The 13596-nt window shown below is 70.6% G+C and carries 8 protein-coding genes; 7 read left to right on the top strand and 1 reads right to left on the bottom strand.

What is annotated here, in order from left to right; translation table 11 throughout:
- Positions 1 to 316: 316 nt before the first annotated feature.
- From ACFO6Q_RS04140 to ACFO6Q_RS04115, 6 genes are all read left to right on the top strand, one after another.
- The gene (locus ACFO6Q_RS04140; protein ID WP_380019299.1) at positions 317 to 673 is read left to right on the top strand and encodes a response regulator; all 357 of its coding nucleotides are present in this window, start codon (positions 317 to 319) and stop codon (positions 671 to 673) included.
- A 156-nt stretch (positions 674 to 829) separates the two neighbouring features.
- The gene (locus ACFO6Q_RS04135) at positions 830 to 1381 is read left to right on the top strand and encodes a chemotaxis protein CheW (RefSeq protein ID WP_380019265.1); all 552 of its coding nucleotides are present in this window, start codon (positions 830 to 832) and stop codon (positions 1379 to 1381) included.
- A gap of 40 nt (positions 1382 to 1421) precedes the next feature.
- Entirely contained in the window at positions 1422 to 3458 is a 2037-nt protein-coding gene (locus ACFO6Q_RS04130; protein WP_380019264.1) for a methyl-accepting chemotaxis protein, read from the top strand.
- Between the two features lie 93 nt (positions 3459 to 3551).
- Positions 3552 to 9632 carry a hybrid sensor histidine kinase/response regulator gene (locus tag ACFO6Q_RS04125; RefSeq protein ID WP_380019263.1) on the top strand — a complete coding sequence of 2027 codons (6081 nt, stop codon included), beginning with the start codon at positions 3552 to 3554 and terminating at the stop codon, positions 9630 to 9632.
- Positions 9625 to 11292 carry a chemotaxis protein CheB gene (locus tag ACFO6Q_RS04120; protein WP_380019262.1) on the top strand — a complete coding sequence of 556 codons (1668 nt, stop codon included), beginning with the start codon at positions 9625 to 9627 and terminating at the stop codon, positions 11290 to 11292. The genes ACFO6Q_RS04125 and ACFO6Q_RS04120 overlap by 8 nt, the downstream gene beginning before the upstream one ends.
- A 2-nt stretch (positions 11293 to 11294) precedes the next feature.
- Positions 11295 to 11759, top strand: coding sequence for a chemotaxis protein CheW (locus ACFO6Q_RS04115; RefSeq protein ID WP_380019261.1), 465 nt, complete (start codon positions 11295 to 11297; stop codon positions 11757 to 11759).
- 17 nt (positions 11760 to 11776) lie between these two features.
- Here the strand turns inward: ACFO6Q_RS04115 and ACFO6Q_RS04110 are convergent, their stop codons facing one another.
- On the bottom strand, positions 11777 to 12214 hold the full coding sequence (locus ACFO6Q_RS04110) for an RDD family protein (protein ID WP_380019260.1): 438 nt from the start codon (positions 12212 to 12214) through the stop codon (positions 11777 to 11779).
- Positions 12215 to 12302: 88 nt separating this feature from the next.
- Here ACFO6Q_RS04110 and xerD point away from each other — a divergent pair, with 88 nt between their 5' ends.
- Positions 12303 to 13226: a site-specific tyrosine recombinase XerD gene (gene xerD, locus ACFO6Q_RS04105; RefSeq protein ID WP_380019259.1), complete on the top strand. Its 924-nt coding sequence runs from the start codon at positions 12303 to 12305 to the stop codon at positions 13224 to 13226.
- Positions 13227 to 13596: the final 370 nt, after the last annotated feature.

Raw genomic sequence — 13596 nt, 5'->3', positions numbered from 1 at the left:
GCCGGCGCGGAGCGCGTGACGCGACGCGCGTCGCATTGGCGCGGGCTGGCCTATATTACACTCGGAGGGGTCATGGACAGGACGGGACGCGGGCTCGATCTTTCGTCAATTCGCGGGCTTACGGCAATAACTTGACAGCTTCGCTGACGTGTTGGATAAGGCGGGTTCTTGGGTTGCTCCGTGCCGCGCTCGAACGTCATCGGGTATGGGCCTTGCCTGTTCGCGGCAAGGTGCCGGGCCGGCGGCGCGTCATCGGTTTCACGCAGGGGGACGAGTGGACGACAGCAACGAGGGTGGCCTGGCCGGCATCAAGGTGATGGTCATCGATGACTCGAAGACCATCCGCCGCACGGCCGAAACGCTGCTGCGCAAGGAAGGCTGCGAGGTCGTCACCGCGACCGACGGTTTCGAGGCGCTGGCGAAGATCTCCGATCAGCAGCCGCAGATCATCTTCGTCGACATCATGATGCCGCGGCTGGACGGCTACCAGACCTGCGCGCTGATCAAGAACAACCAGATGTTCAAGTCGACGCCGGTGATCATGCTGTCGTCGAAGGACGGCCTGTTCGACAAGGCGCGCGGACGCATCGTCGGATCGGAGCAGTACCTGACCAAGCCGTTCACGCGCGAGGAGCTGCTCGGAGCGATCCGCCGCCACGTGGACTGGAAGTAAGTTTCGACTTGCCATTCGATCGACAGGGGAAGAGATGGCAGCCATTCACCAGCACGAAGCCCGCCTGCCGCGCGCGCGACGCATCGGCGCGGGATGCGCCGCCGCCGACGCCGCGTTCGGCCGCGCGCGGCCGCCGTGCGTTCGCCGGAGCCGCGCATGAGCCGCGTCGACGTCTCCGCCCTGTCGCCGTTCGAGGCGCTGGCGGCCTACGAGCAGCGCAGTCTCGGGCACGCGGCCGGCGCGCCCGAGCAGATCGAGGCGCCGGGCCTGTGGCGCGGCATCGGTTTCCGCCTCGGCGCGCGCCACTTCGTCAGCAGCATCGCCGAGGTCAACGAAATCCTGACCCTGCCGCCGCTGACCGCCGTCCCCGGCGCGCGCGGCTGGCTGCTGGGCATCGCCAACGTGCGCGGCAACCTGGTCCCGGTGGTGGACCTGTACGAATTCATCGCCGGCCAGCGCAGCGCGATCGGCGAGACCAGCCGCGTGCTGGTCGTGCGCCAGCCAGGCGGCAGCGTCGGCCTGCTCGTGGACGAGGTGCTGGGGCAGCGCAGCTTTTCGCTGGAGCAGATCGCCGCGGCCGTCGGCGAGATCGACGAGCGCTACACGCGCTTCGTCGGCGAGAACGTGCAGCTGGGGGAAGTCCTGTGGGGGTTGTTCAGCGTGGCCGAGCTGGTGCGCACGGCGGAATTCCAGCAGGCGGCGGCATGATCGGGTTGCAATGGCATTCGCAGAAGGTAGGGGGTGAAGTGTGAGTACTACGTCGGGTGCACTCGGCCGCGAGCGCAGCGGCGGTGCGAACACCGTACTGTTCGTGCTGCTCGGATTCCTGTTCTTGTTCGCGATCGTCGACTTCGTGTTCCTGTACCTGGCCGGCGCCGACGATCGCAAGGCGACCGCGCTGACCACGCAGATCCAGGTTTCGTCCCAGCAGCTGGCCAAGTACGCCGGCGAAGCGGCGGCGGGTAACGAACTGGCCTTCCAGGAGCTGGAAAGCACCCGCGCGAACATCGACGTCTACGTGAAGGCGCTCAACAACGGCGATCCGAAGACCGGCATGCCGACGTACGCGGGCAAGCCCAGCGTCGCTCCCGAGCTTCAGGCGCTGACCAAGGCCTGGGCGCAGCTGCAGGCCAACGCGAAGAAGATCCTCGACAACAAGGACCTCGTGCTCGGCGCCGTGGCGGGGGCGAAGGACTTCACCGACAGGCTGTCCGGCCTCAACGCGCGCATGAGCGAGGTCGTCAACATCCTGACCGACCGCAACGCGAGCGCCTCGCAGGTTTACATCACCTCGCGCCAGATGCAGCTCGCCGACCGCATGGGCGGCCGCGTCAACCGCATCGTCGCCGGCGGTGCCGACACGCAGAGCTCGGCCGCCGGGCTCGAGCGCGACGCGCGCCTGTACCAGACCGTCGTCACCGGCCTGCTCGACGGCGCGTCCGAACTCAACATCAAGCCGCTCGACAACGCCAACGCCAAGCAGATCGTCGGCGACGTGGCGCAGCAGTGGACCGCGGCCGACGCCTCGATCCGCACGATCCTCAACGCCGCGACCAACCTGCAGGAAGCCAAGGACGCGGCCGACGCGAGCTTCAACGAGAGCTTGAGCGTGCTGGTGCGTGCGGGCGCCGTCGCCCAGCGCATCGAGCAGCTGCCCAGCAAGGACATCATGCGCAGCCCGATCTGGGGCGCGATCGCCGCCGCCGGCGCGCTGCTCCTGCTGCTCGTGCTCGGCTACAACCTGGTCCGCGACCAGCAGCGCCGCTACCAGCAGACGGTCGAGCTCAACCAGCGCAACCAGGACGCCATTCTGCGCCTGCTCGACGAGATGGGCTCGCTCGCCGAAGGCGACCTGACGGTCAAGGCGACCGTCACCGAGGACATCACCGGCGCGATCGCGGACTCGGTCAACTTCGCGGTGGAAGCGCTGCGCAGCCTGGTCACGACGATCAACGAGACCGCCGTGCAGGTCTCGGCCGCGGCGCAGGAGACGCAGGGCACCGCGATGCAGCTGGCCGACGCCGCCGAACACCAGGCGCGCCAGATCACCTCCGCCTCGGGCGCGATCAACGAGATGGCCTCGTCGATCGACAACGTGTCGCAGAACTCGAGCGAGAGCGCCGAGGTGGCGCAGCGTTCGGTGCAGATCGCCACCAACGGCGCCGCCGTGGTGCGCCAGACCATCCAGGGCATGGACTCGATCCGCGACCAGATCCAGGAGACCTCCAAGCGCATCAAGCGCCTGGGCGAGTCCTCGCAGGAGATCGGCTCGATCGTCGAACTCATCAACGACATCGCCGAGCAGACCAACATCCTCGCGCTCAACGCGGCCATCCAGGCCGCCTCGGCGGGCGAGGCGGGCCGCGGCTTCGCGGTCGTCGCCGACGAGGTGCAGCGCCTGGCCGAACGCGCCTCCGGCGCGACCAAGCGAATCGAGACGCTGGTGCAGACGATTCAGTCCGACACCAACGAGGCGGTCAGCTCGATGGAGCAGACCACCGCCGAAGTGGTCTCCGGCGCGCGCCTGGCCGAAGACGCCGGCCACGCGCTGGGCGAGATCGAAACGGTGTCCAGCGACCTCGCCGAGCTGATCCAGAACATCTCCGGCTCGGCGCGCCAGCAGTCGTCGGCGGCGACCAACATTTCCTCCACGATGAACGTGATTCAGGAGATCACCTCGCAGACCTCGGTCGGCGCCAGCCAGACGGCCGCCTCGATCGGCAACCTCGCCCAGCTCGCCGCGGATCTGCGCCGTTCGGTCGCGGACTTCAAGCTGCCCGGATAGGCCGACGCCCATGCAGCGGGGTTTCGCACACATTGATTCCGTCGCTCGCGCGCTCCCCGCGCGACGACGACTGTCGCCGGCAGAGGATGCGACATGAAACTGCACGAGGACGGCGACTTCACCGCACTCAACTGGATCAAGCCGGCGCTCGACGCGACCCTGGCGCAGGCGCGGGACGCGCTCGAGCGCTACGTGGAGGCGCCGGAGGATCTGACGCCGATGCGCGAGTGCGTGACGCACCTGCACCAGGTCCAGGGCACGCTGCGCATGGTCGAGCTGTACGGCGCGGCCATGGTGGTGGAGAACATGGAGCGTCTGGCCGACGCGCTCGTCGCCGACACCGTGCGCCAGCGCGACGAGGCGTACTCGGTGCTGATGCGCGGCATGGTGCAGCTGCCGGACTATCTCGAACGCCTGCAGAGCGGCCACAAGGACATCCCGATCGTCCTGCTGCCGCTGCTCAACGACCTGCGCGCCTGCCGCGGCGAGAACCTGCTCAGCGAATCGGCGCTGTTTTCGCCCGACCTCGCCGCCGCGCTGCCGCTTTCCGCGGCCGGCAGCGCGCAGCCGCTGGCGGCGGCCGAACGCCGCACGCAGGCGCTGCGCCTGCGCCTGGGCTTCCAGGCGGCGCTGCTGAAGTGGTTCCGCGACGAGGGTGCCTCCGAACACCTCAACCGCCTGATCGACGTGCTCGACCGCCTGCGCGCGATCTCGCATTCCGATCCGGCACGGCGCCTGTGGTGGATCGCCGCCGGCGCGATCGAGGCGGTGCGCGACGGCGGGCTCGAGGCCAGCGTCGCGGTGAAGCTGCTGTTCGGCCGCGTCGATCGCGAGATCCACCGCTACGCCGGCGAGGGCGACGCCGGCTTCGACGCGGCGCCGCCGCGCGAGCTGACCAAGAACCTCCTGTACTACGTGGCGCATTCCGGCGCGCGCGGTCCGCGCTGCGCCGAGATCAGTCGCGTCTACCGGCTCGACACGCTGCTGCCGACCGAAGTCGAGCTGCAGCACGCGCAAGGCTCGATGACCGGGCGCAACAAGAACCTGCTCGGCACCGTGTCCGCCGCGATCAAGGACGACCTGCTGCGCGTGAAGGAAGCGCTGGACATCTTCCTGCGCAGCCGCGACGCCGATCCGGCCGAGCTGCAGGGCCAGGTCGAGGTGCTGCGCCGCGTCGGCGACACGCTCGGCATGCTCGGCCTGGGCGTGCCGCGCCGCGTCGTCGACGAGCAGCGCGACATCGTCGAGGAGATGGCCGCGCGCCAGCGCGGCGTCGACGAAGGCGCGCTGCTCGACGTCGCCGGCGCGCTGCTCTACGTCGAAGCTTCTCTGGACGACCACATCGAACGCCTCGGTGACGCCGTCGACGGCAGCACCGCGCGCATCGAAGGGCTGGAACTGCCCAAGGCCGAGGTGCGCCGCATCCTCGACGCGCTGATGCGCGAGGCCTCGGTCAACATCGTGCAGGCCAAGCACGACATCGTCGCCTTCATCGAGTCGCCGTGGGACCACGAGCGGGTCGGCCAGATCCCGCGCCTGCTGGAGGAGATCTCCGGCGCGCTGCGCATGCTCGGGCTGCCCGACGCGGCCGAGCTGATGGCTGCGGTGGTGCGTTTCGTCGAGGTCGAGCTGATCGCGCACCGGCGCGTGCCGACCGCCGAGCAGATGGACAAGCTCGCCGATGCGCTGGCGGCGATCGAGTACTACCTCGAGGCGACGCGCGAACAGCGCCGCCATCGCGAGAAGATCCTCGACGTCGCGCGCGAAAGCCTGGAGGCGCTCGGCTACTGGCCGCTGGAACGCGCGCCGGCGCGGCCGTTCACCGAACTGCCGCTGCAGACCGCGGACGAGCCGGCGGACGGATCCCCGGCGCGACCGGCCGCCGGCGACATGGGCCAGACGCCGACGCCGCACGTCGCGGTCGCTCCCGGCCGTGATCTGCACGACCTGCTGATCGGCGAGGCCGGTGCGAGCGCGCCGTACGAACACGACCTGACCGGTTTGCGTTTTGCGGACACCGGCGCCGACGAGGACGCCGGCTGGATCGAGATCGACGAGGAGATCGAGGAAGAGGTTCCGTTCGACGACGAACCGCTGCCGGGCTTCCAGGCCGCGCCGGGCGAGGACATCGACGACGGCATCCGCGAGATCTTCGTCGAGGAAGTGGACGAGGAGATTTCCAACCTGCGCCAGCAGATGCCGGTCTGGAAGCGCGACGTCGACAACCTCGACGAGCTGAAGTCCGTGCGGCGCTCGTTCCACACGCTGAAGGGCTCCGGCCGCCTGGTCGGCGCGCGCGCGCTCGGCGAGTTCAGCTGGAAAGTCGAGAACCTGCTCAACCGCGTGCTCGACGGCACGGTCAAGCCCGGTCATCACGTCATCGCGCTGGTCGACGAGGCGATCGACGCGGTGCCCTCGCTGCTGTCCGCGCTGCGCGGCGAGCGCGTGGGCGCGGCGCGCGTCGACGCGATCGCCGACGTCGCCGAGCGCCTGGCCGCCGGCGAGGACGCGGTGCTGCCGCCGGCGGGCGCGGCGACGCGCACGCAGCGTCGCGTCGTGCGCCGGCGCGTGCCGCCGGCCGATACCGTGCTGCCGGCCTTTTCCGAGGACGTCCACGGCGACGACGCGCTGGCCGCGTTCGAGGCGCCGGGCGAGGAGCTGGTCGCCGGTCCGCTGCCGAACGTCGATCCGGTGCTGTTCGACATCCTGCAGAGCGAAGTCGCCGCGCACCTGGGCACGATCGAAGACTACCTCGCGCGCTGCGCGCCCGAGCCGGTGCGCGCCAGCGAGCCGCTGCTGCGCGCGGTGCACACGCTCAACGGCGCGATCGCGATGGTCGACATCCCGGCCATCGGCAACGTGCTGGCGCCGCTGGAGAGCTACGTCAAGCGTCTGCGCGGTGCCTCCGCCGCACCGGAGCCGGAAGGCATCGCGGCGCTGCACGAAACCGTCGCGCTGACGCGCGAGGTCATGCAGCGCCTGGAGTCGCGTCGGCCGGATCTGCCCGATTCGGACGCACTGGCCGACCGCGTCGCCGCGCTGCGCGACTCGCTGCCCGAACCGGAGGCGGTGCTGTCGCTGTACGACGCCGGTGCCGATGCCGGCGGGCCGGCTGCGCCGCAGGCGTACGACGGCGAGGCCAGTGTGGGCACGTTCGAACGCGAGTCCGCGTTCGCGTCCGAACCGTCGTCGCCGGTGGGCAGCGGCGACTCCGTCGACGATCTCGAACGTGCCCTGCAGGCGATCGAGACCGAGCCGGACGACACTCTGCGCAACATCGCGATTCCGGAAGACCTGATCGCCTCGCTGGAAAGCTTCGATCCCGATGCGCCGACGGCGGACACGCCGGAGTCCGCGCCGACCGTTCACGAATTCTCGCTCGAGGATCTGTCCGGCGAGCGTTCCCTGTCCTTCGAGGCGGAGGACGAGCGCGACGCGGATATCGGAGACGACGCAACGATCGACACCGGATCGCCTGCGGAACGTGCGGACGAGCTCGACGAGCCGGTGGCGTTCTTCGCGCCGGAAGCGGCCGACGAGCCGGCATCCGGATCCGCGTCGTCCGAGATCGAGGAATTCGTGCTGGAGAGCACGGCCGGCACGGACCTTCCCCACGCGCCCGCCGACGACACGGCGGCGCCGGTCGACGAGCCGGTGCCGTTCGAGCCGCCGTTCGAACCGGTGGCGAACGAGCCGGTGGCGCAGGCCCCCGCGCCCGCGCCGGTGCGCGTGCCGCTGTTCGGTGCTCCGGCGCCGGCGATCGCCGACGATCCGCAGCCGGACGGTCCGCTCGACGCACCGGACATCGATTCGGACCTGCTCGACATCTTCGCGCAGGAAGGCGCCGACATCCTCGACCAGGCCGACGCGCTCGTCGCGCAGCTGCGCGAGGCGCCGCACGAACGCGCGCCGATCGCCGGCCTGCAGCGCGAGCTGCACACGCTCAAGGGCGGCGCGCGCATGGCCGGGCTCGCGCCGATCGGCGATCTCAGCCATGCGATGGAATCGCTGGTCGATGCACTCGGCGACGGCCGTCGCGAGGTCGACCGCGCCGCCGTCGAATCGCTCGAACGCGGCTTCGACCGGCTGCACGGCCTGGTCCAGCGTGTCGCGCACCGTCGCGCGATCGCCATGCCCGATCACGCGATCGCGCACTTCGAGCGGCTGGTCGCCGGCGAAGGCCAGGTCGCCGAGCGCCTGTCCGTGCTCGACCGCGCCGCGGTGGAGCCGGCACCGACGCCGGAACCCGCGGCGCCGCAGCGTCCGGCACCGCGGCATCTGACCGCGACGGTCGACGACGACACCGCGCGCGCGCCGCAGGAAATGATCCGCGTGCGCTCGGATCTGCTCGACTCGCTGGTCAACTACGCCGGCGAGGTGTCGATCTACCGCTCGCGCCTGGAGCAGCAGGTTTCCACCTTCCGCTTCAACCTGGTCGAGTTCGACCAGACCGTCACGCGTCTGCGCGACCAGCTGCGCAAGCTGGAGATCGAAACGGAGGCGCAGATCATCGCGCGCTACCAGCGCGAACAGCACGACCACGGCGCCACCGCATTCGATCCGCTCGAGCTGGACCGCTTCTCCCAGCTGCAGCAGCTGTCGCGCGCGCTGAGCGAGTCGGTGTCCGACCTGATCTCGATCCAGGGCCTGCTCGACGAGCAGACGCGCCAGTCCGAGACGCTGCTTCTGCAGCAGTCGCGCGTGAACTCCGAGCTGCAGGAAGGCCTCATGCGTACGCGCATGGTGCCGTTCGATTCGCTGGTGCCGAACCTGCGCCGCACGCTGCGGCAGGCCGCACAGGAAACCGGCCGGCGCGTGCAGCTGAAGGTGGACGGCGCGCACGGCGAAATGGACCGCAACCTGCTCGAGCGCATGAAGGCGCCGTTCGAGCACATGCTGCGCAACGCGCTCGCGCACGGCATCGAGGCGCCGGAGGACCGCGTCGCCGCGGGCAAGCCGGCCGAAGGCACGGTCGACATCGCGGTCAGCCGCGAAGCCACCGAAGTCGTGCTGCACGTGTCCGACGACGGCCGCGGCATGGATCGCGAGGCGATCCGCCGCAAGGCCATCGAGCGCGGCCTGCTCGCCGCCGACGCGGTGCTGTCCGACCGCGACCTGTACGGATTCGTGCTGGAGAGCGGATTCTCGACCGCGGCCGAGGTCACCCAGCTGGCGGGGCGCGGCGTCGGCATGGACGTCGTGCACAACGAGATCAAGCAGCTCGGCGGCTCGCTGGCGATCGACTCGACGCCCGGCAAGGGCACGATGTTCACCATCCGCCTGCCGTTCACGCTGGCGGTCACGCAGGCGATCCTGGTCAAGCTCGGCGATGCCAGCTACGCCATTCCGATGTCGTCGGTGCAGGGCGTGGCGCGCGTCGCGCGCGACGACCTCGAACGCCGTCTCGCGGCCGGCGACCCGAAGCACGTCTACGCCGGCGAGGAATACGTGATCCACGACCTGGCGCAGCTGCTCGGCCTGCCGCGCCAGCGCGCGGGAGAAGACGTGCAGGTGCCGCTGCTGATGACGCGCAGCGGCGACCAGCGCGCCGCCGTGCGCATCGACAGCGTGGTCGGCTCGCGCGAAATCGTGGTCAAGTCGGTCGGCCCGCAGCTCAGCTCGGTGCCCGGCATCTTCGGCGCGACGATCATGGGCGACGGCGCGGTCGTGATCATTCTCGACCTCGCGCCGCTGGTGCGCCGTCTCGCCTCGCTGCGCGCACGCGTCGAGGCCGGCGCGGTCGACGAGGCGCCGGCCTGGCTCGACGCCGAAATCGGCCACGCGCCGGAGACGCGCCAGAAGCCGCTGGTGATGGTGGTCGACGATTCCATCACGATGCGCAAGGTCACCACGCGCGTGCTCGAGCGCGCCGACCTCGACGTGATCACCGCGAAGGACGGACTCGACGCGCTGGAGAAGCTGCAGGACAGCGTGCCGGACCTGATGCTGCTGGACATCGAGATGCCGCGCATGGACGGCTACGAGCTGGCCACCTACATGCGCAACGATCCGCGCATGCAGGCGGTGCCGATCATCATGATCACCTCGCGCACCGGCGAGAAGCACCGCCAGCGCGCGCTGGAAATCGGCGTCGAGCGGTATCTGGGCAAGCCGTACCAGGAAGACGATCTGCTGCGGCACGTGCAGGAAATCCTGAGGCGCGATCATGTCTAGAGACGCCGTCGCCGTCGCCCTGCTGAGCCAGACGCCCGAGCGCGGCGCGCACCTGCGCGAAGCGCTGCTCTCGCTCGGCGCGCCGGTGGTCTATGAAACCTCCACCCACGACGTCGATCGCGCCGCGCTGGAGCGCTCGCACGCGAACGTCGTCGTGGTCAATCTCGATTCGCAATCCGAGCCGCAGCTGGACGATCTCGACGGGCTGCTCGCCGATACGCGCTATCGGGTCGTCTTCAACGACGCCGAGGTGTCGAGCGCGTTGTCCGGCTGGGATCAGGCGCGCTGGGCGCGCCATCTGGCGGCCAAGGTGCTCGGCCAGGCCGACATCGATCCGCCGCGGCCGGCGGACGCGCAGGCGGTGCCTTCGCCGTGGCGCGCAGAGGCCCAAGACGCCGTGGCGAGCGTCGCGGACGCCGAAGCCGAGGCGTTCCCGCTGCACGAGGTCGCTCCGCAGAACGACGCGCCGCTCGAAGCGGCCGACGACGCGGGCGGTCTGGTGCTGGCCGAATCGGCCTTCGTCGTCGAGACCGGCGAGACTCAGGCGGACGACGAGATCGAGGCCCTGCTGCTGGAGCCCTTCGACCTGACCGATTTCGACGACTCCGCGGCGCCGGGCGAGGCGGCCGCGGAGCCGGTCGTGCCGGCCCTCGAACGACCGGGTGAAATGGCGCAAGCGGACTCCGGCGAGGTCGACTTCGACGCCGCCGCGCTCGACGACTTCGACGTGCAGGATTTCGCCATCGACCAGACGCTGGTGGCGGCCTTCGACGAAGACGCGCCTGCGCCGCCGCCCTCTGCGGAGGCGGCGCCCGGCGCGCCGTCGCACTGGTCGCTCGAGGACGTGCTCGACGCCGGCGAGGCGGAAGCCTCCGACGACACCGCGGCGTTCGGCATCGAAACGCTCAGCGCCGAGGAATACCTCGCCCCGCAGGGCGCCGACGACGAAGCGCCGCCGGTGCCGGCCGTGGCGGAAGGCGGGCGCGTGCTGGAGCTGATCCCGATGGAGGAGGCGGTCGCGCCGGCGGCGGTCGAATCCGAGCCGCACGAGGCCTGGCTCGACCCGGATGCGGTGGTCGTGCCGGCGAAGGTGCGCCGCGTGTGGGTGCTCGGCGCCTCGATCGGCGGACCGGAATCGGTGCGCGAGTTCCTGGCCGGGCTGCCGCGCGACTATCCGGCGCTGTTCCTGCTGGCGCAGCACCTGGGCAACGAATTCGTCGACCTGATGGCGCGCCAGCTCGCCAAGGCGACACCGCTGACCGTGCGCATGCCCACGCACGGCGAGCGCATCGGCCACGGCGAGGTCGCGGTGGTGCCCGCCACGCACCGGCTGCAGGTCGATCCCGAAGGCATCGTGGTGCTCGAACGCGACGGCACGCGCGGCGAATACAGCCCGTCGATCGACCGCGTGCTGCGCGACGTCGCCGACCGCTTCGGCCCCGCCGCCGGCGCGATCATCTTCTCGGGCATGTCCAACGACGCCGTCGAGGGCTGCCGCTACCTGGCGGAGAAGGGCGGCCGCGTCTACGCGCAGGACCCGGAAACCTGCGTGGTCAGCGCGATGGTCGACGGCGTGCGCGACACCGGCGTGGTCGGCTTCGTCGGCTCGCCGCGCGACCTGGCCGAACAGCTGCTGGCGGAATCGAAACAGGGGATCTGAAGATGGCCGATCTACCGCGCGAAATCCGCGGCGTCATGGTGCCCGTCACCGGCGGGCGCGTCCTGCTGCCCAACGCGACCGTGGCCGAAGTCATCAGCTATACGCCGCCCGAGCGCGTCGCCAACGCGCCGGTCTGGCTGCTCGGGCGGCTGGCCTGGCGCGGCTGGCGGCTGCCGCTGTTCTCCTTCCCGATGCTGACCGGCGCGCTGGCCGAGGAAAGCCGCGCGAACGCGCGCGTCGCGGTGCTGAAGGCGATCGGCGGCAATGCCGGCATGCCGTTCATCGCGCTGCTCGCGCAGGGCTTCCCGCGCCTGACCACGATTACCTCGGAGCTGCTGCTGCCGACCGCCGACGAGACGCCGCACGCGGTCGGCGTGCATTCCGAAGTTCTGGTGCGCGACGACCGCGCGGTGATCCCGGACCTGGACGCGATCGAAGGCCTGATCGCGCAGGCGCTGGCGGCCTGACCCGCCGCCGCCGCGCGCTAGCGCGCGGGCAGTCGCTCCATGCGGCTGCGGGCGGCCAGATCGTGCCAGCTGCGGCGTTCGCGGTCGATCAGGCACCACACGAAGCCCAGGCCGAGCGCGAACAGCGACACCAGCGCGACCGCGAAGCGCAGCAGCGCGCGCGACCACGGCAGCGCGCCACCCTCGGCCGCGACCACGCGCAGCCGCCACGCGCGCATGCCGATGGTCTGGCCGCCGCGCGCCCAGGAAACCACGAAATAGGCGGCCGTCACGGCGAGCGTGGCCAGCTGCTGCGCCAGATGGAACGTCGCCGGCGGATGCGCCACGTCGACCTCGCCGCGGACGGCGAGCAGGAACAGCGCCGCGGTCAGCATCCACAGCGCGATCAGGGGAAACAGGTCGTAGACGGCGGCGGCCAGTCGCAGCAGCAGCGGAGCGGACGGTTGCGGGGTCATCGAGGGCGGACGGCAGTGACGAAGGCTAGGGTCACGGTTTAGGCTGCCCGGCGCAAGCGCGCGCCGCGCGCGACGGATCGCATCCGGCATGAAATCTCCCACGGCGGCGGCCGGCCTCGCAGCGGACGACGCGCGCCTGATCGCCGACTTCCGCGAACGCGCCTGGTCCGAACTCGGCCTCGCCGATAACACGCTGGCGAGCTACCAGCGCGACCTGGAAGGCTACGCGCGCTGGCTCGCCGCGCGCGGCCTGTCGCTGTCCAGCGCCGGCCGCGAGCAGGTGCAGGCCTATCTCGGCGAACGCAGCGCGGGCGGCTACGCCGCGCGCTCGAACGCGCGCCTGCTGTCGAGCCTGCGTCATTTCCATCGCCTGCTGGTGCGCCTGGGGCGACTCGACGCCGACCCGACCCTGCTGGTCGACGCCCCGAAACTGCCGCGCAACCTGCCCAAGGCGCTGTCCGAAGGCGAGATCGAGAACCTGCTGCGCGCGCCGCCGGAAACGCCGCTCGGCCTGCGCGATCGCGCCATGCTCGAACTGATGTACGCGACCGGCCTGCGCGTCAGCGAGCTGGTCGGCCTGGTCGCCGCCCAGGTCAACCTGCGCCAGGGCGTGCTGCGCGTGCTCGGCAAGGGCGGCAAGGAGCGCCTGGTTCCGCTCGGCGACGAGGCCGCGCACTGGCTGACCCGCTACGTCGGCGAGGCGCGTCCGGTGCTGCTCAAGGGCGGGCGCAGCGAGGCGCTGTTCGTCAGCAACCGCCGCGCGGCGATGACGCGGCAGATGTTCTGGACCCTGGTCAAGAAGCACGCGCTGGCGGTCGGCGTCTCGCCGCAACGCATTTCGCCGCACGTGCTGCGGCATTCTTTCGCCACGCACCTGCTCAACCACGGTGCCGACCTGCGCGCACTGCAGCTGATGCTCGGCCACAGCTCGCTGTCGACGACGCAGATCTACACCCTGGTGGCCAAGGAGGGCCTGAAACGCCTCCACCAGAAACACCACCCGAGGGGGTGAGTCATCGCGCTTACGCGATGCCGCCGGGCATCGCGTGCGATGACGAACGCCGAGGGCAGGAGCCCGAGGCCGGGTTGCTTGGCGAGGCCGGGAAGGCCGAGCCTAGCAACAGCGTCCGCTCGCGCAGCGAGCGCTGCTGCGTTCAGACGACGCCATCGGGCGTCGTCTGCAGCGACGAACGCCGAGGTCGAGCGGCGCCCTCCGGTGCCGCGAGGAGGAGGCAGGAGCCGACTGGCGTCGGCACCAGGGACGGTTGCCGGGAAATACCTCCCAGAGGAATAGAACCAAGCATCACCCGCCAGCACCCGGCGCCGACAGCCGGGCGATCACTGGAGCCCCCATTTTCGGCCACCCGCACTGGGTCCGCCCT

Source organism: Dokdonella ginsengisoli, from assembly GCF_042652785.1.
GTDB lineage: Bacteria > Pseudomonadota > Gammaproteobacteria > Xanthomonadales > Rhodanobacteraceae > Dokdonella_A > Dokdonella_A ginsengisoli.
Note: the sequence above shows the minus strand (reverse complement) of the source record. Positions and strands in the feature narration are given on the sequence as shown.

What these genes read in the sequence shown, in the direction of transcription:
- xerD (WP_380019259.1), top strand. Translation starts at nt 12,303, where the DNA reads ATGAAATCTCCCACGGCGGCGGCCGGCCTCGCAGCGGACGACGCGCGC.
- ACFO6Q_RS04125 (WP_380019263.1), top strand. Translation starts at nt 3,552, where the DNA reads ATGAAACTGCACGAGGACGGCGACTTCACCGCACTCAACTGGATCAAG.
- ACFO6Q_RS04135 (WP_380019265.1), top strand. Translation starts at nt 830, where the DNA reads ATGAGCCGCGTCGACGTCTCCGCCCTGTCGCCGTTCGAGGCGCTGGCG.
- ACFO6Q_RS04115 (WP_380019261.1), top strand. Translation starts at nt 11,295, where the DNA reads ATGGCCGATCTACCGCGCGAAATCCGCGGCGTCATGGTGCCCGTCACC.
- ACFO6Q_RS04110 (WP_380019260.1), bottom strand. Translation starts at nt 12,214, where the DNA reads ATGACCCCGCAACCGTCCGCTCCGCTGCTGCTGCGACTGGCCGCCGCC.
- ACFO6Q_RS04140 (WP_380019299.1), top strand. Translation starts at nt 317, where the DNA reads ATGGTCATCGATGACTCGAAGACCATCCGCCGCACGGCCGAAACGCTG.
- ACFO6Q_RS04120 (WP_380019262.1), top strand. Translation starts at nt 9,625, where the DNA reads ATGTCTAGAGACGCCGTCGCCGTCGCCCTGCTGAGCCAGACGCCCGAG.